The 24,006-nt window shown below is 61.7% G+C and carries 23 protein-coding genes; 11 read left to right on the top strand and 12 right to left on the bottom strand.

All coding sequences use genetic code 11. The annotated features are described in order from the left end of the window. Positions 1–82 precede the first annotated feature (82 nt). On the bottom strand, positions 83–511 hold the full coding sequence (locus tag D0T11_RS10440) for a Rieske (2Fe-2S) protein (RefSeq protein WP_119655736.1): 429 nt from the start codon (positions 509–511) through the stop codon (positions 83–85). A 198-nt stretch (positions 512–709) separates the two neighbouring features. Here D0T11_RS10440 and D0T11_RS10435 point away from each other — a divergent pair, with 198 nt between their 5' ends. From D0T11_RS10435 to D0T11_RS10410, 6 genes are all read left to right on the top strand, one after another. Continuing rightward, positions 710–2,548, top strand: coding sequence for an ABC transporter ATP-binding protein (locus D0T11_RS10435; RefSeq protein ID WP_119655735.1), 1,839 nt, complete (start codon positions 710–712; stop codon positions 2,546–2,548). Between the two features lie 125 nt (positions 2,549–2,673). Beyond that, on the top strand, positions 2,674–3,111 hold the full coding sequence (locus D0T11_RS10430; RefSeq protein WP_119655734.1) for a hypothetical protein: 438 nt from the start codon (positions 2,674–2,676) through the stop codon (positions 3,109–3,111). Positions 3,112–3,123: 12 nt separating this feature from the next. Then, positions 3,124–3,726 (top strand): D-sedoheptulose 7-phosphate isomerase, encoded by a 603-nt coding sequence (gene lpcA / locus D0T11_RS10425; RefSeq protein ID WP_119655733.1) that lies wholly within the window; start codon positions 3,124–3,126, stop codon positions 3,724–3,726. A 159-nt stretch (positions 3,727–3,885) separates the two neighbouring features. Next, a complete protein-coding gene (locus D0T11_RS10420) occupies positions 3,886–5,424 on the top strand; it encodes a YifB family Mg chelatase-like AAA ATPase (protein ID WP_119655732.1) in 1,539 nt (512 codons plus the stop codon). Positions 5,425–5,593: 169 nt separating this feature from the next. Continuing rightward, positions 5,594–6,670 (top strand): quinone-dependent dihydroorotate dehydrogenase, encoded by a 1,077-nt coding sequence (locus tag D0T11_RS10415; RefSeq protein WP_119655731.1) that lies wholly within the window; start codon positions 5,594–5,596, stop codon positions 6,668–6,670. A gap of 429 nt (positions 6,671–7,099) precedes the next feature. Then, positions 7,100–7,510 carry a DUF4332 domain-containing protein gene (locus D0T11_RS10410; RefSeq protein ID WP_119655730.1) on the top strand — a complete coding sequence of 137 codons (411 nt, stop codon included), beginning with the start codon at positions 7,100–7,102 and terminating at the stop codon, positions 7,508–7,510. Between the two features lie 186 nt (positions 7,511–7,696). Here D0T11_RS10410 and D0T11_RS10405 read toward each other — a convergent pair whose 3' ends face one another. Then, positions 7,697–8,359 (bottom strand): DUF2306 domain-containing protein, encoded by a 663-nt coding sequence (locus D0T11_RS10405; protein WP_119655729.1) that lies wholly within the window; start codon positions 8,357–8,359, stop codon positions 7,697–7,699. A gap of 158 nt (positions 8,360–8,517) precedes the next feature. Then, complete coding sequence (locus tag D0T11_RS10400) at positions 8,518–9,651, bottom strand: acyloxyacyl hydrolase (protein WP_182888334.1); 1,134 nt, start codon at positions 9,649–9,651, stop codon at positions 8,518–8,520. 282 nt (positions 9,652–9,933) lie between these two features. Between D0T11_RS10400 and D0T11_RS10395 the strand changes: the two genes are divergently transcribed. From D0T11_RS10395 to D0T11_RS10380, 4 genes are all read left to right on the top strand, one after another. After that, the gene (locus D0T11_RS10395; RefSeq protein ID WP_147374609.1) at positions 9,934–10,680 is read left to right on the top strand and encodes a porin family protein; all 747 of its coding nucleotides are present in this window, start codon (positions 9,934–9,936) and stop codon (positions 10,678–10,680) included. 172 nt (positions 10,681–10,852) lie between these two features. Further along, positions 10,853–11,518 carry a porin family protein gene (locus D0T11_RS10390; RefSeq protein WP_119655726.1) on the top strand — a complete coding sequence of 222 codons (666 nt, stop codon included), beginning with the start codon at positions 10,853–10,855 and terminating at the stop codon, positions 11,516–11,518. Between the two features lie 119 nt (positions 11,519–11,637). After that, a complete protein-coding gene (locus tag D0T11_RS10385) occupies positions 11,638–12,228 on the top strand; it encodes a porin family protein (RefSeq protein WP_119655725.1) in 591 nt (196 codons plus the stop codon). 56 nt (positions 12,229–12,284) lie between these two features. Next, positions 12,285–13,085, top strand: coding sequence for an outer membrane beta-barrel protein (locus D0T11_RS10380; protein ID WP_119655724.1), 801 nt, complete (start codon positions 12,285–12,287; stop codon positions 13,083–13,085). Between the two features lie 102 nt (positions 13,086–13,187). Here the strand turns inward: D0T11_RS10380 and D0T11_RS10375 are convergent, their stop codons facing one another. The 9 genes from D0T11_RS10375 to D0T11_RS10335 all read right to left on the bottom strand — a co-directional run bounded on the left by D0T11_RS10375 (position 13,188) and on the right by D0T11_RS10335 (position 22,353). Next, the gene (locus tag D0T11_RS10375; protein ID WP_119655723.1) at positions 13,188–14,552 is read right to left on the bottom strand and encodes a dipeptidase; all 1,365 of its coding nucleotides are present in this window, start codon (positions 14,550–14,552) and stop codon (positions 13,188–13,190) included. Between the two features lie 136 nt (positions 14,553–14,688). Continuing rightward, a complete protein-coding gene (locus D0T11_RS10370) occupies positions 14,689–15,105 on the bottom strand; it encodes an STAS/SEC14 domain-containing protein (protein WP_119655722.1) in 417 nt (138 codons plus the stop codon). Between the two features lie 31 nt (positions 15,106–15,136). After that, positions 15,137–15,580 (bottom strand): hypothetical protein, encoded by a 444-nt coding sequence (locus D0T11_RS10365; protein WP_119655721.1) that lies wholly within the window; start codon positions 15,578–15,580, stop codon positions 15,137–15,139. Positions 15,581–15,739: 159 nt separating this feature from the next. Continuing rightward, positions 15,740–16,303 (bottom strand): hypothetical protein, encoded by a 564-nt coding sequence (locus D0T11_RS10360; protein ID WP_119655720.1) that lies wholly within the window; start codon positions 16,301–16,303, stop codon positions 15,740–15,742. A 213-nt stretch (positions 16,304–16,516) separates the two neighbouring features. After that, the gene (locus tag D0T11_RS10355) at positions 16,517–17,461 is read right to left on the bottom strand and encodes an energy transducer TonB (protein ID WP_119655719.1); all 945 of its coding nucleotides are present in this window, start codon (positions 17,459–17,461) and stop codon (positions 16,517–16,519) included. A gap of 27 nt (positions 17,462–17,488) precedes the next feature. Continuing rightward, entirely contained in the window at positions 17,489–18,130 is a 642-nt protein-coding gene (gene plsY, locus D0T11_RS10350) for a glycerol-3-phosphate 1-O-acyltransferase PlsY (RefSeq protein ID WP_119655718.1), read from the bottom strand. Between the two features lie 400 nt (positions 18,131–18,530). Further along, complete coding sequence (locus tag D0T11_RS10345) at positions 18,531–19,943, bottom strand: sensor histidine kinase (RefSeq protein ID WP_119655717.1); 1,413 nt, start codon at positions 19,941–19,943, stop codon at positions 18,531–18,533. Further along, on the bottom strand, positions 19,933–21,306 hold the full coding sequence (locus D0T11_RS10340; protein WP_119655716.1) for a sigma-54-dependent transcriptional regulator: 1,374 nt from the start codon (positions 21,304–21,306) through the stop codon (positions 19,933–19,935). Before D0T11_RS10340 ends, D0T11_RS10345 begins: the two co-directional genes overlap by 11 nt. Positions 21,307–21,381: 75 nt before the next feature. After that, positions 21,382–22,353: a S41 family peptidase gene (locus tag D0T11_RS10335; protein ID WP_119655715.1), complete on the bottom strand. Its 972-nt coding sequence runs from the start codon at positions 22,351–22,353 to the stop codon at positions 21,382–21,384. Between the two features lie 384 nt (positions 22,354–22,737). On the opposite strand from D0T11_RS10335, the gene D0T11_RS10330 reads away from it, so the two are divergent. Next, a complete protein-coding gene (locus D0T11_RS10330; RefSeq protein ID WP_119655714.1) occupies positions 22,738–23,997 on the top strand; it encodes an efflux RND transporter periplasmic adaptor subunit in 1,260 nt (419 codons plus the stop codon). Positions 23,998–24,006 lie beyond the last annotated feature (9 nt).

Genomic DNA, 24,006 nt, shown 5'->3' with positions numbered 1-24,006 from the left:
CTCCCCTTTTGTCCTCCCGCAGAAAACCCCGCTGGTGCGCTACCGGCGGGGCTTTCGCTGCGGCCCACGACCACCGTGCCGCTTAGCCCGTGATGCGGAGCGAGGTGCCCGTTTGCACTACGCTATACTGCTTGAGGGCGGCGGGCGGCGGCCCCGCCAGCACGGCTCCGGTGTTGCTGTAGGTGCCGCCGTGGCGGGGGCAGACGACGCGGTTGGTATTGCTGTCGAAGCTGAGCGTCACGCCTTCGTGGGTACAGGAGGCTTGCAGGGCCACGTAGGCCCCGGTATCCGTTTTGGCGACCAGTACGCTGTTGCTGGCTCCATAAACGAAACCGGTGCCGGCCGCCAGCTGGGCATTGGCTGGGGCAGTCAGGTCGAGAGTGAAATCGATGCCCGTGGCGGGCGGCGCGGGGTCGTTGGCTTTGCTGTCGGAACCGCAGCCACCGAGGCAGCCCGTAGCGGCGGCGGCGGAGCCCAGCACGAAGAGTTGGAGGAAGTTCTGGCGGTCCATGCGCGAAAGAGAAGATGTGGAAAATCAAACAAACGTTCCCCGCCCACGTGCCGGATTGGCGGAAGCCGTTTGGGAAGATACGCACCGGCCACCGGCTTGCCGCACCCGGGCCGGCCAGCGTGGCCGCCGCCGCGCGGCCCGGCCGCTTTTGCCCATCAGCGGCCCGGCCCGCCGGATGCCCTACCTTTGCCCCCGCCCATGAAGACCTACCTCCGCATTCTACAATACGCCCGCCCCTGGGCCGTTTTCCTGCCCCAGTACCTGCTGTTCACGATTCTGACCATCATTTTCAGCCTTGGCAACTTCACGCTCGTGATTCCGCTGCTGAGCGTGCTGTTCGACAAAGCGGACAAGACGGCCATGCCCGACCACCTCACCCGCTTCGCGCCCACCATTGATTGGGTGCACGACACGTTCTACTTTTTCTTCGGGCAGATGCTGGCCCAGCGCGGCAAGCTGGGGGCGCTGGCCTTCGTGTGCGGGGTGGTGGTGGTGTCGGTGCTGCTGAGCAACGTGTTCCGCTACCTGAGTCTGCGCCTGCTGGCCACGGTGCGCGCCCGCGTCATCCGCAACCTGCGCCACGACCTCTACCACCGCATTCTGAACCTGCAACTAAGCTTTTTCGGGGGCGAGCGGAAGGGCGATTTGATGTCGCGCTTCACCTCCGACGTGCAGGAAGTGGAAACGTCGGTGGTGAACACCATGACGGCCGTTATCAAGGAGCCCCTCACCATTGTGGCTTATTTCGTGGTCCTGTTCCACATTTCGGCCCCGCTCACCTTCTTTACGCTGGTGCTGCTGCCCATTTCGGGCGGCATTATTGCCACCATTGCCAAGCGCCTGCGCACCCAGGCCAAGCAGAGCCAGAGCACCCTGGGCTCCATGCTGTCGGTGATTGATGAAACGCTGGGCGGCATCCGCGTCATCAAGGCGTTCAACGCCCAGGACTATATCAAGGGCAAGTTCGCGGACCAGAACGACCTGTACGCCCGCACTTCCCGCCGCATCGACAACACCCGCGACCTGGCGTCGCCGTTTTCGGAATTCGCGGGCGTATCGGTGGTAGCCGGGCTGCTTTACTTCGGCGGCTCGCTCATTCTGGGTGGCGATTCGGCCCTGGACGGGGAAACGTTTATCGGCTACGTGATTCTGTTTTCGCAGGTGCTCACGCCGGCCAAGGCCCTGTCGGCGTCGTTTGGCAACATTCAGCGCGGGCTGGTGGCCGGCGAGCGGGTGCTCAGCATTATCGATACCGAGCCGCTGATCCGGGACCGGGCCGACGCCCGGGTGCTGCCCGCCTTCGAGCACCAGATTGAGCTGCGCGACCTGCAATTCGGCTACGGCGATACGCCGGTGCTCCAAAACATCAACCTGACCATTGAGAAGGGCAAAACGGTGGCCCTGGTAGGCCCCAGCGGCGGCGGCAAAAGCACCCTGGCCGACCTGCTGCCCCGCTTCTACGACCCCACCGGCGGCCAGCTCCTTATTGATGGCCACGATGTGCGCGCCTGCACCATTCACTCGGTCCGTGACCAGATGGGCATTGTCACCCAGGAAAGCATCCTGTTCAACGACACCATTTTCAACAACATCCGCTTCAACACCCAGGCCACCGAAGCCGAGGTGATGGAGGCCGCTCGCATTGCCAACGCCCACGAGTTCATCGTGGCCGCGCCCGAGGGCTACCAGACCATGATTGGCGACCGGGGCTCCCGCCTCTCGGGGGGCCAGCGCCAGCGCCTGAGCATTGCCCGGGCCATCCTGCGCAACCCGCCCATCCTGATTCTGGACGAAGCCACTTCCGCCCTCGATACCGAGAGCGAGAAGCTGGTGCAGGAAGCCCTGACGCGCCTGATGCAGAACCGCACCAGCCTCGTTATTGCCCACCGCCTGAGCACCGTGCAGCACGCCGATGAAATCATCGTGCTCCAGCACGGCCGCATTGTGGAGCGCGGCACCCACGAAGAGCTGGTGCGCCAGCCGGGCGGTCTGTATCAGCGCCTGAGCATGATGCAGACTACGGGCGGGTTGGTCTGACCCGCCGGCGCAAGCTCGACCATAAACCGGCAACGGCTATTTGTAAAGCGCTATATTTAGTCCGCTTATTCAATCCTGCCGTATGAATAGGCCATTTATTACCCCCACTTTCTCCTTCTCCGCTTATGCTCGCCCTCAAACGCCTGGTTACGATTCTGGTCATGGTTTTTCTGCTACTGGCGTTGCTGGTGCTGTTGGTGCCGTCGGTCCAGACCAGTTTCGTGGGCATGGCCGGCTCGCCCCAGGCCCTGTATTACAGCTTGCTGATTGCGGCCGTGGTGCTGCTGGCCCTGCATCTGCTCACCGAAAACCTGGATAGCGTGCTGCTACGCCGCGAAGTAGCCGTGCAGGAGCGCAAAGTGAACGAGCTCAAGGCCCGCCTCTACGACCACCAGATGGAGCAGCAGCGCGCCGCCGAGCGCCCGCCCATCAGCCCGCGTACCGGCGTCACCACCTACCCCGAGGAAGCCCTCTACCCGCAGCCGGACCCCAACCTGAGCAACGCCTCCCTGCCGGACTCCGCCMCCCCCCTCCCGCCCGCCGACAGCCCCCGGGCGGTATAACACCCGCTTTTCGTGACCCAGCTTTCGCTTACCGAGCAAATCCGCGCCGAACTCCTCCAGGCCCAGTCCGTGCTGGAGCAGTTTGTGCAGAATCTGGCCAGCCTCCGGGCCATTGAGCAGGCCGCCCGCCTTATGGCCGCGTCCCTCAAGCAGGGCGGCAAAATCCTGACCTGCGGCAACGGCGGCTCCCTCTGCGACGCCCAGCATTTCGCCGAGGAGCTCACCGGCCGCTACCGCCAGAACCGCCGCGCCCTCGGGGCCATTGCCCTCACCGAGGCCTCGCACCTGAGCTGCGTGGCCAATGATTTTGGCTACGAGTATGTGTTCAGCCGCTACGTGGAAGCCCTGGGCCGCCCCGGCGACGTGCTGCTGGGCCTGAGCACCAGCGGCAACTCGCCTAACGTGCTGCGCGCCGCCGAAGCCGCCCGCGCCCAGGGCATGCAGGTGGTCAGCCTCACCGGCCAGGACGGCGGCCTGCTCGCCGCCCTGAGCGACGTGGAAATCCGGGCCCCGCACACCGGCTACGCCGACCGGATTCAGGAAATCCACATCAAAGCCATCCATATTATGATTATGCTCATCGAGCAGTTGGTGGAGGATGACGAAGGGAGGTGAAAATTAAAGGTGAAAAATTAAAAATTGCGCTGGCGGTGCCCCCGAAAACCGCTTTGCCATCAGCAGCAGATTAGCGTTCTTGCAACCGAGATACCTGCCTAATCCTGAAGGCACTGCAATTTTTAATTCTTCATTCTTAATTTTTAACTCCCCTTACCTATGCTTACCAAAACCTTCGGCTCGGCCGTGCAGGGAGTCAATGCCTACACTATTACGATTGAAGTGGTCGTGTCGCAGGGCACCGGGTTTTTCGTGGTGGGGCTGCCCGATAACGCCATCAAGGAAAGCCAGCAGCGGGTAGAAGCGGCCCTCAAGTTTCGGGGCTACCGGATGCCGCGCACCAAAGTAGTGGTGAACATGGCCCCGGCCGACATCCGCAAGGAGGGCTCGGCCTACGATCTGCCCATCGGTCTGGGCATTCTGCACGCCTCCCAGCAACTGGCCACCGAACTGCTCGGCGACTACGTGATTATGGGCGAACTGGCCCTCGACGGGGCGCTGCGGCCCATCAAGGGGGTGTTGCCCATTGCCATTCAGGCCCGGCGCGAAGGGTTCAAAGGCCTGATTTTGCCCCGCGAAAATGCCCAGGAAGCTGCCATCGTGAACAGCCTCGACGTGATTCCGGTGGGCACCATGCAGGAAGCCGTGGACTTTCTGGAAGGCCGCCTTGCCATTGCCCCGGTGGTAATGGACACCCGCGACGTATTCCGGCAGGCGGCCAACCAGTACGAGGCCGATTTTGCCGATGTGCAGGGTCAGGAGAACATCAAGCGGGCCCTGGAAATTGCCGCCGCCGGGGGCCACAACGTGATTATGATCGGGCCACCCGGCGCGGGCAAAACCATGCTGGCCAAGCGCCTGCCCGGCATTTTGCCCATGCTCAACATGCAGGAGGCCCTGGAAACCACCAAGATTCATTCGGTGGCCGGCAAGCTCGGTTCCCATGCCTCCCTCATTCATACCCGACCTTTCAGGTCGCCTCATCACACCATTTCCGACGTGGCATTGGTAGGTGGGGGGAGCAATCCGCAGCCGGGCGAAATTTCCCTGGCCCACAACGGGGTACTGTTCCTCGATGAGCTGCCCGAGTTCAAGCGGACGGTGCTGGAGGTGATGCGCCAGCCGTTGGAAGAGCGCCGCGTGACCATTGCCCGGGCCAAGCTCAGCATCGAGTTTCCGGCCAACTTCATGCTCATCGCCAGCATGAACCCCTGCCCCTGCGGCTACTACAACCACCCCGAAAAAGAGTGCGTGTGCGGCCCCGGCGTGGTGCAGCGCTACCTGAACAAGGTGTCGGGGCCGCTGCTCGACCGCATCGACCTGCACGTGGAAGTAACGCCCGTCACGTTTGACCAGATGACGGAAACGCGCCGCTCCGAGGATAGCCGCACTATTCAGCAGCGCGTGGCCGCCGCCCGCCAGCGCCAGACGGCCCGGTTCGCCGAGTTCCCCGACATCCATTCCAACGCCCTGATGCCCTCCCAGATGGTGAAGGACCTCTGCCGCATTGATGCGGCCGGCCTCGCCCTGCTCAAAACGGCCATGGAGCGCCTCGGCCTCTCGGCCCGGGCCTACGACCGCATCCTCAAAGTAGCCCGCACTATTGCCGACCTGGCCGCCACCGACGAAATCGAGCTGCCCCACCTGGCCGAAGCCATCCAGTACCGCAGCCTCGACCGCGAAGGCTGGGCGGGATGAGTGAAGGAGGAAAAAAGGAACGTCATTCAGAGCGCAGCGAAGAATCCCGCGTGCAGTCGTTGAGTTATCACCCCAATGACCGCACGCGAGGTTCTTCGCTGCGCTCTGAATGACGTTCTTTGTGGCCGGTTTCCCTCATTCACCGAGTCACCCACTCACTCATTCACCGATGTACCACGCCCTCGTCAAGCCCCTGTTGTTTCGGTTGGATGCGGAGCGAGCCCACCACCTGGTTTTTGATAACCTGAAGCGGGCCTACCGGATGCCGGGGGCCGCGGCGCTGCTGCGGGGGCTCTACGATTTCCGGCACCCGAATCTGGAGCGGGAGGTGTTTGGGCTGCAATTTCGGAACCCGGTGGGGCTGGCGGCGGGGTTCGATAAGAACGCCGAGCTGACCGACGAACTGGGCGCGCTGGGGTTCGGGTTCGTGGAAATCGGGACCGTAACGCCCCGGCCCCAGCCGGGCAACCCCGCGCCCCGCCTGTTCCGCCTGCCCCAGGATGCGGCCCTGATCAACCGCATGGGCTTCAACAACGCCGGGGCCGAAGCCGCCGCCGCCCGCCTGCGCCAGCGCCGCAACCGGGAGCTGCTTATCGGGGGCAACATCGGTAAGAACAAGGACACGCCCAACGAGCTGGCCGCCCACGATTACGTGGCCTGCGTGGAGGCCCTGCACGAGGTAGTGGACTATTTCGTGGTGAACGTATCGTCGCCGAACACGCCCAACCTGCGGCAGCTCCAGGAGCGGGAGCCGCTCATTGCCCTGCTTCAGCAGGTGCAGGAGCGCAACCAGGCCCTGCCCACGCCCCGACCCCTGCTGCTCAAAATTGCCCCCGACCTCACGGATCCGCAGCTCGACGACATCCTGCTCATCGCTCGCGAAACCAACCTGAGCGGGCTGGTGGCCACCAATACCACCATTGCCCGCACCGGCCTTACGACCTCCCCCGAGCACGTGGCCCGCCTGGGTGCGGGTGGCCTGAGCGGCAAACCGCTGCGCCAGCGCGCCACCGAGGTAATCCGCTACCTGAGCCGCCACAGCCGGGGGCAGCTGCCCATTATCGGGGTGGGCGGCATCCATTCGGCCCAGGATGCGCGGGAGAAGCTGGAGGCCGGGGCCGCGCTGCTTCAGCTTTACTCCGGCTTCATTTTCGAGGGGCCGGGTCTGGTAAAGGCTATCAATCAGGCGCTGGCCGTAACGCCCATCACCCCGCCCCACGCAATGGCGCATTCGCAAGTACATTGACTGACCTTACGCAGTAGCTCCAACGGAGCGACAAACCGGTAGCAACCGGACGCAACACGACTCTAAAGCCCCAGCGGGGCGACCCCAATCGTTCAACGGCTGGTGTCGCCCCGCTGGGGCTTTAGAGCGCTTTTTGGTTGTCGGCACTACCGCTATACCGCTCCGTTGGAGCTACCGCATAAAACCAGATAACCATACGCGCTATTTTATTCTGGTAAATATTTTTCGTATTTTTCCGGCATTTTATTATTTATTTTTCATTCACTATTTTTATTCAAGTAACTGATTACACATCAACAATATACACTAAAATAAACAACCCTGAACCCACTTCATATTTACCTAAAAAGCCATTTAATTTTGGTAATTAATTAATTTTTCGTATATTTGTATCATAGCAAAACGAAATCTTTCACTAAACCATATTAAATGCAGTATTTGATCAATGAAATTACCAGTATCCCCTCCAATCAAGTAACGAAGCTCAAGGAGCAAGGCATTCAGACCGCCGACGCCCTATTGAGTGCGGCCCGTACCCCGGCCGACCGTCGGGCCCTGGCTTCGGCCACCGGCATCGAAGAAATTAAATTATTCAAGTGGGTTAATTACGCCGACCTGTCCCGCATTGACGGACTGGATCCGGAACTCACTACGCTGCTCGAAGAAGTAGGCATTACCACCATGCTGGATCTGCGCGGCCGTTCGCCGTTCAGCCTGCACAGCAAGTTGGTTTCCACGAACCAGAAGCGTAACCTCGTAGATGAGGTACCCGATATGCTGCACGTGGCCGACATTGTGAGTCATGCCAAGTCAATGGAGCCCGAGGTATCCTACCGGTAACTGCCGGCGTACCGGCACCGAGCGGTTGGTTCCCACCCTTCCCACCCGCTTCCTTTTTGTACTCCTCTCCCCTGCTGCCGGTAGCCGAGTTTCCTAGCCCTGCCTGATTTGCAGGCTCCCCCAGAAAAGAGCTGCTCCTTCGTTGGAGCGGCTCTTTTTGCGTTCGGGCCAGCGGGTGGAAGAAGCTCAGCGGGGGAGTACGCGCGGGCTGACGCCGGTTCTGGGCACGTAGTGGCGTTGCAGCCAGAGCAGCAGCGGCACAAATACCAGCGTGGGCCACAGGAAATTGAGCGGAAACGAAATAAACGGGAGGCTGGTGGCCGAGAAAGCCGAAACGGCCGCAATGTAGGCCCCCACGAACCCCGAAATGTGGTTGCGCAGCCACTGCCCCGCCGGCCACGGCCCGGGCCGGCGGAAGCTCCGCACCTGCCGCACCGTAACGAATACCCCGATGGCCCCAAACACCACCACGGCCAGATTGAACGGCCGGTGCAGCAGACCATAGCCCAGCGTGCCCAAAAAAACGCCCAGCCCCAGCAGCACGCTGCCCCAGTCGTAAAGACCGGGCTGCTGCCCGCCGCCCAGGCCCTTGTGCTGCAAGGAGCGGTAGCCGAACTGGGCCAGGTAGAGGCTGAAAATGCCCGTCAGAAGCAGAAACGTGAGGCCCTTGAAGCTGGCCGCCGCAATGGCCGTGGTCCCGGCCACCATCATCGACCAGAAAAATACCCGGCCCCACAGGCGGTGGGTCCTGCTGCCCTTGCGCACCAGCAGGGCCACTGGGGCCACGAAAAACCCGGTAAATCCGGCGGCAATGTGCAGCCAGCGGTTGTAGAGCAGAAATGTTTCCATGGAAGCAGCCGGTTAGGTGAACACCCCAAGCAAGGCATTGCCCACCACATTTGCCCGGTTTTTTGCCCCATATGTATGCTGCCCCGGATGGAACGTCGCGCCAAGTAGCTGAAGCAGGTGGCCCTTCAGCAGTTGCACGCTGGTCAGCCCCCCTGTTCCTACAGCGTCATCCCCAGCCGCCACTCAATCACGTCGGCCGCGCCCCGGTGCACCTTCAGGTCTACGTTGCCGAACAGGCGGTTGGTGAAGTGGTATTTGAGGCCCAGACGCTCGTAGTAGAACTTGTTGGACTTGTAAGGATTGTAGAGGTAGAAGCCCAGGTGCGAGACGAAGGCCAGCCGCCCGAACAGCAGCTCGTGGCCCACGTAGGCCCCGGCCTTCTTCACATCATCCAGGGGGCCGCTGACGTAGCTGGGGTCCTCGCTCTGAGCCTGCCTCTCATCGGCGCGCTGCTGGGCGATAAGGCTCCGATCGTAGAAGCCTTCGAGGCCGGCCACCAGGTTGCTTTTGCGGTTCACGCGCCGGCCCGCTGCCAGGGTCACGGAGTTCACCAGGTAGTGCGCCGGGTCACTATCACTGCGCTGCTTCCAGCCCACCGACGTGCTCAGATCCAGGAAATTACGGCCCAGCTCGGCGGGCTCCGGGGCGGGGTCGGTACTCAGGGGCACGAAGGGCCGCTGCTGGTGGTAGTTGAGGCCCAGCAGCACGGTGGGCAGGTTGATGCCGAAGTTGGGCTTGGTGGTGGCCCCGTTGGAATAGTGGTTGAGCCCCACCCCCAGCAGCAGCCCCAGGTGTTCCGTCAGGGCCACATCGTACTCCACCCGCGCCTGGATGGTGGCGTTGAGCCGGGAGCTGACGATGGTGTTCTTGTGGTTGGTAGCCTGAAAGCGCACCGGGAAGTAGCCCACGCCGGTCCCGATGCGGAAGCTCACCTCCTGCCGGGCCGTGCGCCAGAAAGCCTTGTTCATGTACACGCTGGCCGCGTAGGAGCGGCCCAGTACGGGGTTGTGGTAGTCGTAGTACGTAAGGGCCAGCCCCACTTTGGGGTAGCGGTACCAGCTATGCCAGGGGGCCGCGCCGTTGGTCTGGCGCTGCACGTTCAGCTCCACGCCCGTGGGGTGCGATACGGCCAGATGGCGCACGGACGGCGTGTGGGGCAGAATAAAACTTCCCAGCCCGTAAGCCCCCACCACCAGCGGCCCGTTGGGTTGGTCGGGGGTTTGGGCGCGCGCCGGGCGCAGGGCGGCCCCGGCCAGCAACTCCAGCAGCAGGCCTGCATACCAAATTCTCATAAGTCCGGGGCTTGCACGTTGCTCAAAAGTAGCGAAAACCGCTTGGCCGACCAGCGGGAAACCCATCGATTTGCTGGCACGAGTAAATACCTGCCCATTTGCGCGTTAGCTGGAAACGAACGGATTATGGGGATGTGAAGTCTGAAGGAAATCTGGATTTATGCGCAACCCTGCCCCCCGGCTTTGCGCTATGAGGCCCTGAAAACCCCGCACGACCACTGGCTCGTGGCTGGTGAAGTGCTGGCTGATACGTGTTCTAACTCCCTCCTCTTTCCTTTCCTCATGAAAAAAATTGCTCTCCTGGCCGCCATGGGCGTTGCCTCCTTTTCTGCCGTACACGCCCAGGATGCCGGCGGCTTCCGCATCGGGGTGAAAGTAGGGGGCACCTACTCCAATATCTCGGGCGACAACGTCGGTCAGATTACCGGGGCCAACTACAGCACCGACCTGGGCGACTACAAGCTGGGCTACAACGCCGGCGTTGGCGCGAGCATTCCGCTGACGAGCGACGGGTTCCTCTCCTTCGCGCCCGAACTGCTCTATAACCGCAAGGGCTACGAAATAAAATCCAAGCAGACCGGCGGCTTCAGCAACCCCAACATCACGTCAGTGGAAGATGAGCAGCAGCGCGTGCTGCACTACCTCGACGTGCCGCTGCTGGCCAGAATCAACGCGGGCGGACTGTTTTTTGAGCTCGGACCCCAGGTAAGCTACCTGTTCGGCTCCAAGAACAAGCAGCAGACCACCATCAAGTACTCCGACGGCACCAAGGACAAAACGGAAAGCAACGGCGGTTTCCGCGACTACACCGGCATCAGCCGCGACGAGGCCTACAAGTCGGATTTGGCCCAGTTTGATATCAGCGGTGTGGCCGGCGTGGGCTACATGACGGAGGGCGGCATCAGCCTGGGCCTGCGCTATGCCCGGGGCTTCAACTCGCTCATCGACACCAAAAACCAGGACAACGAGCCCAAGGCATTCAACAACGCCTTCACCCTGCAACTCGGCTACCTGATTCCGACCCGCTAACCGGCCCAACCCAACAAGCTGGCTGCTCCTCTTGCGGGGGGCAGCCAGTTTTTTTGTCGGGTCCGTATATCGGCCGGCCGGATTTTTCGTTAGAGGCTACGATTCTGGCACATTTTTCGTCAGCCGCCCGAAAGTTCCCTTTTCTTCCACCTTTTTTTACTACCCCCTTCCCATGAAAAAGTCACTCCTGGCCGCTGCGGCCCTGCTGGCTACCGTCGCCGTTACCGAATCCAAGGCCCAGGGCGTCCGTTTCGGCCTCAAAGCCGGCGGCAACCTCTCCAACCTCTCCGGCGACCTGACCGACGAGGACCGCTACGAAAACAAGTTTGGCTTCCACGGCGGGGCCATGCTCAACATTGGCCTGCTCGATGACGGTTTCCTCTCGGTGCAGCCTGAAGTGCTGTTCTCGCAGAAAGGCTTCAAATACGCCACCAATGAGTTTGCCATCGGTTCCAATAAATTCAAGTACGAAGGCGACCGGACCTATAACTACATCGACGTGCCAGTGCTGCTGAAAGTCAATGCCGATGGGTTCTACTTCGAGGCCGGCCCTCAGTACAGCTACCTGCTGAAGGTAAAAGACGACAGCAAGTTTTCCGTTAACGGGACCACCGCCACGCAGCGCACCGGCACCCAGGACCTGAAAAACGTGAACCGCAACGAAATCGGGTACGCGGCCGGCCTGGGCTACCAGACCGATGCCGGCCTGATGATCGGCATCCGCTACAACGGCTCGTTCACCGACTTCGCCAAGGACGGCTACCAGGACTCCGACGTGCGCAACGCCCGCAACCAGGTGTTCCAGGCTTCGGTAGGCTTCCTGCTGCCGGGCCGGTAAGGCGCTGCGCATGTGCAAAAACAGCCTCAATCTGCCCGGATTGAGGCTGTTTTTGTTTACCGGCCAGCACCCTTCGGGCATTTGCGCGTAGTTTTGCCCTTCCGATTTCCCTTTTCCGCATGATGAAGAAAGCACTCTTTTCCGTTGCCTGCCTGCTGGCCGGAGCCGGAACCGTACACGCCCAAAGCGACGTATCACTGGGCCTGAAAGCCGGGGCTTCGCTCTCGAACTTCGCGGGCCAGCAGGCCGATGCTTACCAGAACCTGGGGGGCTTTCAGGCCGGCGTATTTGCCAACATCGGCTTCACCCGCCTGTTCGCGTTTCAGCCCGAGCTGCTGTTTTCCCGCAAAGGGGCCAAGCTCTCCCCCCCCGACCTGACCACCCGCCTCGACTACGTGGATGTGCCCCTGCTCTTTCACGTGAATGCCGATGGCCTGTTTTTCGAGGCCGGGCCGCAGGTGGCTTTTCTGGTATCGGCCCGCAACAAGCTGGGCACCGTCAGCACCGATGTGAAACCGGTATACAATACCGTGGATGCGGGCTACGTTTTCGGGTTGGGCTACCAGCGCAAAGCCGGCCCCGGCATTGGGTTGCGCTACAACGGCGGCTTCACCAACGTGGAAAAAGCCCTGACCCTGGGCAGCTCCAAAATCCAGAACAACATCCGCAACAGTGCCTTCCAGCTCTACCTGACCTATTCGTTCAACTAAAGCCCGCCCGCTATGCGCTGTTATCCTTTACCGCTATTCCCTCCTCCTGCTAGCTGATGCCACCCGTTATCCGACTCCTATGTATCCTCTTTATCATCCCCATTATTCCCGCGACAGGGCAGCGCTTGCTGCTGGGCGTGAAGGGAGGGGCCACGCTCTCCAACGGAATCGGGGCCGATGCCCAGGGCAGTACGCTGCGGCTGGGCGGCCACGGCGGCCTGCTGACGCGCCTGCGCTTGCCCGCCGGCTTCGCCCTCCAAACCGAGGCGCTTTACTCCCAGCGGGGCGATAATGCCACGGCCTACGGCTCCACTATCGGCCAACGCCTCACCTATCTGGACGTGCCGCTGCTGGCGCAGTATCATCAGCAGGACCTGTTCGTGGAAGCGGGGGGCCAGTATAGCTGGCTGCTGGCGCAGTCGGCCAACGAGCCCCCCGTATTCCGGCTGAACGCGCTGGCAGTGCGGCCGCGCGAAGTCAGTTTTGTGGTGGGCTTTGGCTACCAGGATACCGTGGGGCTGTCGGTGGGCTGGCGCTACGTGGGCGGGCTGCACAACGTGTTCCGGCCGGGCGAACTCAGCGGCTCCGGCCAGCGGCAGATTCGTAACGGCAGCCTGCAATTTTACCTGAACTACCTCTTCGAGCCCCGGCAGGTAGTACAAGCCGCCGTGCGCACCGGCCAGGGTACCGGCTGGCTGGCCGTGGCCACGGCGCGCCGGGCCGCAAAACTCCCCGTGGTGCTCTACCAGGGCGCGCGGTTTGTCTTCTACACCGGCCCCGCCGCGGTTATCCGCAGACTCCGGCGGCCACCCGCGCCGGAGTCCGCGCCGGAGTCCGCGCCGCCCTCCATTCCCTAACGTAAAGCGCCCCTTCCAAACAGTTTGGAAGGGGCGCTTTTGCCAGTTGCCCATTGCCCACTGGCAACTGGCAACTGGCAACTGGCAACTGGCAACTAACCGCTACTTCATGGCGGCCGCGTAGTTGCGGTAGAAGTGGGGGATGGTTTCGATGCCTTTCAGGAAGTTGAACACGCCATAGTGCTCGTTGGGCGAGTGGATGGCGTCGGAATCGAGGCCGAAGCCGAGCAGCACGGTATCCAGGCCCAGCTCGCTCTTGAACATGGCCACGATGGGAATGGAGCCGCCGCCGCGGGTCGGGATCGGGCGCTTGCCGAAGGTGGTTTCCATGGCATCGGCTGCCGCTTTATAGGCCACCGAGTCGGTGGGCGTTACCACGGGCTCGCCGCCGTGGTGGGGCTTCACCTTCACCGTAACGCCGCTGGGCGCGATGCTGGCAAAGTGCTTCTGGAACAGGGCCGTGATTTCCTCGGAGGTCTGGTTGGGCACCAGGCGCATCGAGATTTTAGCGTAGGCCTTGGAAGCAATAACGGTTTTGGCGCCCTCGCCGGTATAGCCACCCCAGATGCCGTTCACATCGAGCGTAGGCCGGATGCCCACGCGCTCCACGGTGGTGTAGCCCTTTTCGCCGTACACGTCGGGCAGGCCGATGCTCTGCTTGAACTCGTCGTCGGAGTGGGGGACGCGGTTGAGCTCGGCGCGTTCCTCACCCGTGAGCTCGGCCACGTTCTGGTAGAACTCGGGGATGGTGATGTGGTTGTTTTCGTCGTGCAGGCTCGCAATCATTTTGCAGAGCACGTTGATGGGGTTGGCCACCGCGCCGCCGTAGAGGCCCGAGTGCAGGTCGCGGTTGGGGCCGGTTACTTCCACCTCGTGGTAGCTCAGGCCGCGCAGGCCCACCTCAATGCTGGGCGCGTCGTTGGCCAGCATGCCGGTATCGGAAATCAGGATGACGTCGGCCTTCAGCTTGGCCTTGTTTTCGCGCACGAAAATAGCCAGGTTGTTCGAGCCGATTTCCTCCTCGCCCTCAATCATCACCTTGATGTTGCAGGGGAACGCGCCATCCTGCTGCATCACTTCCAGGGCCTTCACGTGCATGTACACCTGGCCCTTGTCGTCGCAGGCCCCACGGGCGTAAATCTTCTCATCCTTGATAACCGGCTCGAAGGGCGGCGAATCCCAGAGCTCGTAGGGGTCGGCGGGCTGCACGTCGTAGTGGCCGTACACGAGCACGGTGGGCAGGCTGGCATCCACCATTTTCTCGCCGTACACGATGGGGTTGCCGGCCGTGGGGCACAGTTCCACATTGTCGAGGCCCACTTCTTCAAAGCGGGCCTTCAGGTACTCGGCGGCCTTGGTAATGTCGCCCGCAAACTTGGGGTCGGCCGACACGCTGGGGATGCGGAGCCAGTCGATGAGCTCGGTCAGAAAACGGTCCTGGTTGTTCTGGAGGTAAGTAGAAGCCATAAAGGGTGGTTTGGGAAAGATGGTGTTAGCTGTTAGCTGTTAGCTGTTAGCTGTTAGCTGTTAGCTGTTAGCTGAAGAAACGAAAGCTAATAGCTAACAGCCATCAGCTAACAGCTCTCATTTAAGCAGCTCTCATTTAAGCGGCCGGTTGGCTGCACTCGCGCAGCCAGGCCATGGCCGTGTGCTCGTCGCTGAACACTTTGGCCTCAAAGGCTTCCAGTTGGGCGTAGAACGTAGCGGCCGAGCCGTCGGCCAGCGAATCGGGGGTGCTAATCATGGCAAAGTGGCGCAGGCCGGCGGCGGCGGCGTTGGGCGCCCACACGTTAATCACCCAGTCCATGGAATGGTCCCAGGGGCCGAGCACCTTGCGCGTGTCGTTGAGCACGCACGAGAAGCCCGACTCGGCCAGGGCCGTGGTGTAGGCCTGGGCCCCGGCCTTGATGCTTTCGGCCGTGAGGTAGCCCATCCAGTCGACGGCAATCCAGCGGTTCACCTGATCGTCTTCCACCGTAATGTAGGGCCGGCCCAGGGAGCTTTTAAGTTCTTGTTTCATGGTAGCAGCAGCGGGGGAGAAAGCGGGGAAATTAACCGGCGGCCAGTTCCTGCAAGGCCTGGCGCAGCCAGCGCTTGGCCTCGGGCAGGGTGCGGTGGTGGGCTACGTCGATGGCGTAGGCATCGGCGGCGGCCGTGTTGGCCGTGTAGCCCTGCACCGACATCTGGCCAAACACGCTCTCGGGCGACACGAAGCTTACGTGCCGGATGCCGGCGGCGTGGGCCCGCGGGTTCCAGTTGGTGCGCAGCCACTGCTGATCGTCGGGCGTAACGGCACTAACAAGGCGGGTATCGGCCAGCCAGCCCAGCGGACGGGTGCGGCGGCTTTCCTCCATGTAGAGGGCCAGGCCGCGGTCCATGAGCGACTGAAACTGCTGGCGGTTGGCGAAACCATGCCACTGCACGATCAGGCAGGGCACTTCGGCGGCCAGCAGCATGCTGCCGTAGGGTTCTGCGATAAGAGTGGTATCGGGCATTAGCGGGAAAAATGAGCCGGAACGAACCGAAAGCGGCCCTAGCGGCGACGGAGGCCCTGCCGGAAGCTTTCCTACAAACATACCTATCCCGGGCCGGATGCCCAAGCTGGGCCGGAATCCTGTTGGGACCGCCCGCCGCCGCCCTGGTCCCCGGGTTGGTTAGCCGGCGGGCGGCAAATCGGCGGGTGGCAGGGCGTTCAGTACTTCTTCGAGCCACTGCGTTTCCCGCTCCAACCCCGCCAGCCGGGCCTGCAACAGCTGCTGCGGCCCGGCCCCGCACACGTTCAGCAGCTCGTGGCGGGCTTCCTGCTCAAACGAGTCCAGCCACCGCTGCTCCCGCTCGGGGTTGGCACTTGGCCCGGGCCAGGCGCGTAGGGCTGGCACGGCCAGCAGCCGGTTGTGGTAAGGCTGCGCCTGCCGCCGCAGGCTTTCCAGCCGATAGCGCAGGTTTGCCAACTGGTGCCGCACTTGCCGCAGGCGGTAATTCAGCGGGCCGCGCTCCGGCGCAGGCTCCGGCAGTGCCGGAAACGTCAGTAGCTCGTTCTGGGGGGTGAACGTTTTGCCCAGCGTGGCCAGGTCCAGCCGCATTGCCTGCCTGTTCCCTATGCGCAGGGGCGCGTTCCGGTGGCCGGCTTCCACCATAGCCACCGTACTGCGGTTTTCGCCGAGCCACGCGGCGTAGCGGGCCTGGGTGAGCGCAAAATGCTGTCGGGTCGTATCCATCACGTAGCAGGTTAACAAGTTGCTTCTTATCTTTTTGTGACTAAACGAAGTGTGACACTTTAAATTGTCACGCTCCGCTTAGTCACCAAAAAGCAGAGGCCCAGGTAGCTGGTTACTGATGCCCTGAGAACTGGCTCAGTGGATCTGGGGCTGCTGGACCGGCACGAACTTCTTTACCCCTGCTGCTGGCGGAGGCATGCCCTGCATGGCTTGCTATGGAAGGACTCTCACCTCCGGGGTACCGCTCGCGAAAGAGAATTCTACCGTCAGCGTTTTAGCTACTACTACCGGCTTATTATTCTGAATACCAGGAGAAAAAGTAAGGTTCCTGACAAACTGCAACGCTGCGCTGTCACAGCCAGCATCAAAGCCCTGCATCAGTTGGGCCGCTAGCACTCGTCCGTCGGTGCCCACTGCATAGCCCACTTTCACTACGCCGTGGGCTTGGTTGGCGCGGGCCTCCGCTGGGTACCGCAGTTCTTGCTGAACATAGTGCGGCAAGGCATCATCGCCTCCGGCAAATTGCGGCATGTGCTCTACATAGGTGTACGGCTTCACGCTGTCGGGTAGCGACAGATCCGATATGCGGGAAGTATACAGCCGGGGGGATGATGGCTGATTATTTTGCCGGGCTTCCCAGATTGCCGCCGATACAAGCCCTACCAGTGCATAGCTTACGGCAAGCCCAACCGCTGAATTCGGCCGGTTTGTACGCCAGAGGTAGAGCCCTGCCGCCAGTACGGGTAACCCAAACACTACATAGTGCCACGCTCCTGCTATAAAGGCGGAAACGACAGACCATGCTACCAATACGGGTAAAAACAGGAAGAATATCCTGCCTGCTATGGCCCATGTTACGGCTGCAACGGGAGGCAGTTCGTTGCCAGCCGCTGAGGCAGGCAAGGAGCTTGTCTCAGCATTATTTTCACTGGCTGGGCTCGTACCGAAATCGGAAGTGACTCCTTTCGTAAGGGCTGCAAGGCTTTTGAAAAAGCCAATTATAAACAGAATCAATCCGCTCAGGATTACGGCGAGTAACAATAATCCCTTCCCCAAGTCTCTGAGAACAGACTCTATATCCAAGGCATATGCAAAGAGTGGCAGATAGCACAGCGTTGCTACCAGCCAAATGACACGTACCCGGATCTTGTTAGTCATGGCGGCACTTACACTAGATATACCTCCTTACTTCTTATCCCAGGGCATGGGCACGCGGCTTTCGGTGCCGGCGCGCAGGCGGCCGATGTTGGCGCGGTGGGTGTAGATGAGCAACGCGGCCAGCACGAAGCCGAACCAGAGCAGCAGGCTGTTGGCGGGCCGGAAGGCGGGCAGCAGCTGGAGCAGGGCAAACGTGAGGCCGGCCGTCATGCTACTCAACGACACGTAGCGCGACACGAGCAGCACCGTGATAAATACCAGAATGCACACGCCCACGGTAGCCGGAGCAATGGCCAGCATCATGCCCAGCACCGTAGCCACGCCCTTGCCGCCCCGGAAGCCGGCCCAGATGGGGAAGATATGGCCCACCACGGCCAGCACCCCGCAGGCCAGCTGGTAATACAGCAGCTGGGCGGGCAGAATGGCTCCCTGCCCGAGCATGAGCATGGCCAGCGAAGTAGCGGCCCAGCCCTTGAACACATCCACGGCCATTACGAAGGAGCCCGGCTTTTTGCCCAGCACCCGGAACGTGTTGGTGGCCCCGGAGTTGCCCGAGCCGTGCTCCCGGATATCGAGCCCGAAAAACGCCTTGCCCACCCACAAAGCCGTAGGGATGGAGCCGATGAGGTAGGCGGCCACCAGCAGGCCGAGCACGAGGGGAAGGTTCATGGGGAGGGAGGGTAGCAGTTCAGTCAGGAAGGCAAAGATAACGGCCGGCAGCCGGTGGCCCGGACTTCAGCGGGTTGCCCGACGTAGTAAGAAGGGTTGCCCTGGAGCGTATGGACACCTGGTTGATGGAGGCTTCACCTCTATCAACCAGGTCATGCTGCGCTGGTCGAAGCATCTCTACCGAACGTGTTGCCGCAACGAAGCGGTAAAGACGCTTCGACCAGCTCATTAATGCCGCGCACCCGCCGGTTCTGTTCGCGCCCACCAACCGTAAGTATGGCCTGTGGACGAATTCCGACCGTGTCTTTTCGTCCGAAGAGTTTACCTCCCGAAACAATTTCCCTTTTGATGCGACCTGGAAGAGCTTGTATGCCCAGACAAGCGCGGAAGCGCGTTCATTTTAACAGTCCGTTGGTGAATGCGCGCCGTTTGGTAAAAGGAGGCTACGCCCATTTCCCTCAAAGGGAACCGGGCGAGGAAACCACAGCTGAAACGCACTGCCGGCCCCCTCTACGGAATGGACCTGAATGCTGCCCTGGTGCAGCTGCATGATTTGCTTGGCTAAACTTAGTCCAATCCCGGAACCACTTGGACGGGTGGTGAAAAAGGGAATGAAGATGCTGTCGAGCACGTCGGCGGCAATACCGGTCCCGTTGTCTCTCACCTCCAGAACCACCCGCTGCTGTTCATTGGACCAGGCCCGCAGGCTGATGCGCGAGTGGGGAGTCTGGGTGAGGGCCTGCGCCGCATTGAGCACCAGGTTAATGAGCACCTGCTCCAGCAGGTGGCCATCGGCGTGCAGGGTGAGGTGGGCGGGCCGCACGCTGAGGGTGAGTTCGATGCCCTGCGCGGCCAGCTGCTCCGCCAGTAGCTGCCGGGTGGCTTGCAGTACTTCCTGCACGTGCAGGGTGGTGCGCTGCGGCGCGGCCAGGGTGCTAAAGTTGCGGTACACCTGGGCGAAGCGCAGCAGCCCTTCGCTGCGCTGCTGGATAATGCGGATGCCAGTGCCCACATCGTCGAGCAACTCATCCGAAGCATCCTGCTGCCGGGCGCGCTGCACGTGGCGGCCCAACGAATCGGCCAGCGACGCAATGGGGGCCACCGAGTTCATAATTTCGTGCGTCATCACCCGGAGCAGTTGCTGCCAGGCGGCCGTTTCGGTATCCGCCAGGGCCTGACTCACGTTTTTAAAGGCCAGGAGGGTAAACGCTTCGCCCTGAAGCTTAAACTGGGTGGCCGACACGAGCAGCTGCACCGTTTGGAGGCCCACCGTTAGTTTCACCACTGCGGGCTGACCGGGCACGGCCCGGCAGATAGCCTCGTATAAAACCGGCTGCCGGGCTTGCAGCGCCCGGATGTTTTTCAGGTACGGCAGGTGCAGCGTCTGCTTGAACGCCTCGTTCACCCAGCCTACGGTGCCCGCCGCGTTGTAGGACACAATGCCGGTATCGAGCAGCGCCAGGATAGTTTGCAGGTACTGAAACTGCCCTTCCTGCCCGGCCCGCAACTCCCGGAACGTGGCGTTTACCTGGTTGAAGGCCGCGTGCAAGGACCGCAGCGCTGCCGGGCCGGACTGCGCCGGATACTGCCGCGAAAAGTCGCGGTATTGCAGGGCCAGCGTGAAATCGGCCAGGGCCTGCTGGCCGCGCGTCAGGTAGCGGGCCAACTCCAGCGCCAGAACTAGCAGCAGCACCAGTGCCCCAAAGGCTGGCCCGTAGGCGTGGTGCTGCGCGGCATACCCGCTCCCGGCCAACGCGGCCACCAGCAGCAGCAACCGCCCCAGCAGGCGCACATCCAGGCGATTAAATAGCATGCTTGTCGAGCCGACGGTAGAGGGCGGTGCGGGTGAGGCCCAGTTCCCTGGCGGCTTTGGTAAGGTTGCCCTGGTGGCGCGCAATGGCCTGCTGAATGGTATTTTTTTCCACTTCCAGCAACGGCAGCGGCTGCTCCGCCACGGTCGCAGCTACTGCGGAAATAACCGCTGATTCGGGAGTCCGAAACGAGAAATCGGCCGGAAGCAGCACGGGGCCAGTCCCCAGAATAATGGCCCGCTCCACGGCGTGTTGCAGTTCCCGCACGTTGCCGGGCCAGGCGTGCTCCTGGAGCTTGCGCAGGGCCGCGGCACTGAATTCCGGCACGGGTTGCCGGTTGCGCTCTGCGTACACCTGCGCGAAGTGCCGGGCCAGTAGGTGCACGTCGTCGGCCCGTTCGCGCAGGGGCGGCAGCGTGATTTCGACCGTGTTGAGGCGGTACATCAAATCCTGGCGGAATGCCCCGCGGGCCACCAGCGCGTGCAGCGGGGCGTTGGTGGCCGACAGCAGCCGGATATCCACCGGCACGGGGGTGTTGCTGCCCACGGGTACCACCTGACGGTTTTGCAGGGCCGTGAGCAGCTTGGCTTGCTGGGGCAGGCCAATGTTGCCAATCTCGTCCAGAAACAACGTGCCCCCGGTGGCCGCCTCAAACCGACCCACGCGACTGGCCTGGGCATCCGTGAACGCGCCCTTGGTGTGCCCGAACAGCTCGCTTTCAAACAACCCCTCGCTGAGCGCGGCCACATCGGCGGCCACGAAGGGCCGGGCGGCGCGGCGCGACTGCTCGTGCAGCGCCCGCGCGACCAGCTCTTTGCCGGTACCGTTCTCGCCGAGTAGCAGCACGTTGGCTTCAGTCGGGGCGACCTTTTCAATAATAGCGCGCACTTCCTGCATGGCGACTGACTCGCCCAGTAGAACAGTAGTCGCGGCCGGCCCGGCTGGTTTTTTCAGTTTGTCCCCATTTTTGCTCCCGGTTTTGGGTTGAAGAGCGGCGGCCAGTGTTTGCAGCAGTTGGTCGTTGTGCCAGGGCTTGAGCAGGAAGTCAGTGGCGCCGGCCTTGAGGGCTCGCACCGCCGTGCGCACGTCGCCGTAGGCCGTGAGCAGGATAACGGCCGTGGCGGGGGCGTGCTCCCGGATGCGGCCCAGCCAGTAGAATCCCTCGTTGCCGGTGGCCTGGCCGCTGTGGTAGTTCATGTCGAGCAGCACGGCGTCGAAGGGCTGCTGACGGAGCAGGGAGAGCAGCAGTTCCGGGTTTTTCTCCGTCACGACTTCCCGCACCTCGGTTTTGAGCAGCAGCTTGAGGGCGAACAACACGTCGGGCTCGTCGTCTACTACCAGGATGCGGGCGTGCTTCAGATTCATGAAAAGTGACTTGGTAAAACGTAAAAGTCGGGCTTATCTGGCACCCGTACCAACCCAGGCCCCAGGCCAGGCCACTTAGTTCTCTGCTTTGTATTCTTCTCTAATCCAGCGAATGGCTCGCGGCACTACGTCTATTGGCCTGAGTGACACGTCGGGGGCTAGCGAGTGGCCATACCGTACCAGGCGGCGGTCAGCGAATACGGCGGTTGTCAGCAAGATGACGGACCCATCGGACAAATAAAAGTGGCTTCTGCTGGTCGATACCCCGCACGTACCCGTGCCAAAGCTTCTGGTGTGCTTTCTGGCTTTGAAGGCGACTGCAACGGCCTCGCCCGAACTGGCCGTTAGCGTATCGGTCAGCACGGCCACTACTGGGTTGGCAGACTTCAGCGTATAATAATTGGCGGTTTCTGCCTGTATGTCGCCGTCCAGCAATGCCTTGCCTTTTTCGTATCGCCACGCGGTTTTGGTGTTATTCGCGTCAATGCAATAGCCGAGCGTATCATCTCCCAAAATCGGCCCGGCCCCCACGAGCATCGGCCACATATTCCCGCCCATATTCCCTCTCAAATCCACAATCCAGCCTTTTAATGCTGGCTTATCCAGCGCCTTGATGTGGGCCTGTACGGTGGCTATATACGCGTCCAGCTTTTCCTGACTGCCGACAACCCACGGAATTCTGATGTAGCCGATGTCCCCAGGAACCGGCTCGTCGGGGTATAGCGGGGGCTGATTGGCAGGGGGCATTTCAAGGCCTTTCACCGGGCGGGCACCATAAAACTGTGTGTGCTTATCGCCTAGGGCCACAACGGCAAATTCAACCGCTGGATAGGCCTGCTCAATTGTTTGGGCGCCGCTTGCTTGGGCTAGCAGGTTCTGCTTGAAAACTACCCAGTTGATGGTCGCCCGATTAATGAAATTGGCTTGCATAATACCGACTACCTCCTCCAAATATTCCCGCACCGCAGGCGAGGGGGGCTTGCGTTCTGCACTATCTGCACTACAAGAGGCAAAGACGAAGAATAACAGGCAGAGCTTGACCCTCATGTTTGCGTGGTATGGTAAAACAGAGCCCAATATGCGAAGCTCATTCTGGAAAAACACTGCATTTAACCAGCGAGGCAATGGCCGCCCTGGCAGCCCCCTTGCAGCCCTTAACGTGCTCCGTTTTCCGTTTTCTGAGAGGACTTCATAAATCGTGCAGGCTTCGAAAAATACTGGCTTTCAGTCGGCCAAGCCCTTTTCTGCCCGTCGACCAATTTGAACTGTATCAGAACCGAACGGTCCACTGTATCAGAACCGGACGTTTGGCGGCAGCTGGCGACCAGGATTCAAAAGCATACTTCTGATTAGCAATAACTTGTGAGCAAGGCACCGTTCTTGGCATTTCCGGTCAATAGCTACTTACTGTTATTGCCTGCGCCGAACCGAATGGATGTTCTGATACCGAAGAAAAGATGGTCGTGGGTGGCCCGCTGGTGGTGGCTGGTGGTACTGGTGCTGGCGGGCATAGGAGTGGTCGGCCTCTACTGGCCCCGGCCGGGCCAGCGGTTGCACGTTGCGGCCAGCCGGCTGACCATCAGCCCTGTCACGCGGGGCAACTTTCAGGAGTTCACGGCCATTGATGGGGTGGTGCAGCCACTGCACACCGTGTACCTGGACGCGGCAGAAGCCGGCACGGTGCAGCAAGTGCTGGTGGAAGAAGGCACGACCCTGACGGCGGGCCAGCCCCTGCTCCGGCTGGTCAACCCCGACCTGCAACTGGAGATGGTGAACCGCGAAACGGCCGTGTACGAGCTGATGAACAACCTGCGCAACACCCGCAACCAACTGCTGCAAAACCGAATTCTGCGCCAAAACCAGCTGGCCGACATCGACTTTCAACTGGCCGAAGCCCGGCGGGTGTTTGACACCAACCAGGCGCTGTACGAGCAGAAGGTAATTGCGCGGCAGGACTTCCTGCAAAGCCAGAACGCCTACCGCTATCAGCTACGCCGAAGACAGCTCACGCAGCAGACCCTGCGCCAGGATTCGGTGGCTATGCAGCAGCAGCTGGGCACCATGCAGGAATCGGTGCGGCGCATGAGCAACAACCTGGCCCTGATGCAGCGCAAGCTGGATGACTTGCTGCTCCGGGCTCCGGTGGGCGGGCGGCTCAGCTCGCTGGCCGCGGAAGTGGGCGAGGCCAAAACGCGGGGCCAGCGCCTGGGGCAGATTGACGCGCTGGCGGGCGTAAAACTACACGCCACGGTGGACGAGTTTTACATTGCCCGCATCGCAGCCGGCCAGGCGGGCGAAGTGGTGGTGGAGGGCCAGGCCTACCCGTTGCGCGTGACCAAAATCTTCGCCCAAGTGGCCAAAGGTCTGCAAATCGACCTGGCCTTTACCGGTGCCCCCCCGCCGGGCCTGCGGCGCGGCCAGACCTTACCCATCCGGCTGGCGCTGAGTGCGAAGGCCCCGGCGGTGCTGCTGCCCAAAGGCGGCTTTTACCAGCAAACCGTGGGCAACTGGGCCTTCAAGCTGGGACCCGATGGCAGCCGGGCCCAACGGGTGGCTATCCGGCTGGGCCGGCAGAACCCCGATTATTACGAGGTGCTGGCTGGCCTGCAACCCGGCGACCAGGTCGTAACGTCCAGCTACGAAGGCTACGCCGACCAGCAGGAGCTGGTGCTCGACAACCGCCAGCCATAGGTACTTTAC

The sequence above is a fragment of the Hymenobacter rubripertinctus genome (assembly GCF_003583925.1).
Classification (GTDB): domain Bacteria; phylum Bacteroidota; class Bacteroidia; order Cytophagales; family Hymenobacteraceae; genus Hymenobacter; species Hymenobacter rubripertinctus.
The sequence above is the reverse complement of the archived record's forward strand: the minus strand, read 5'-3'. Positions and strand labels throughout refer to the sequence as shown.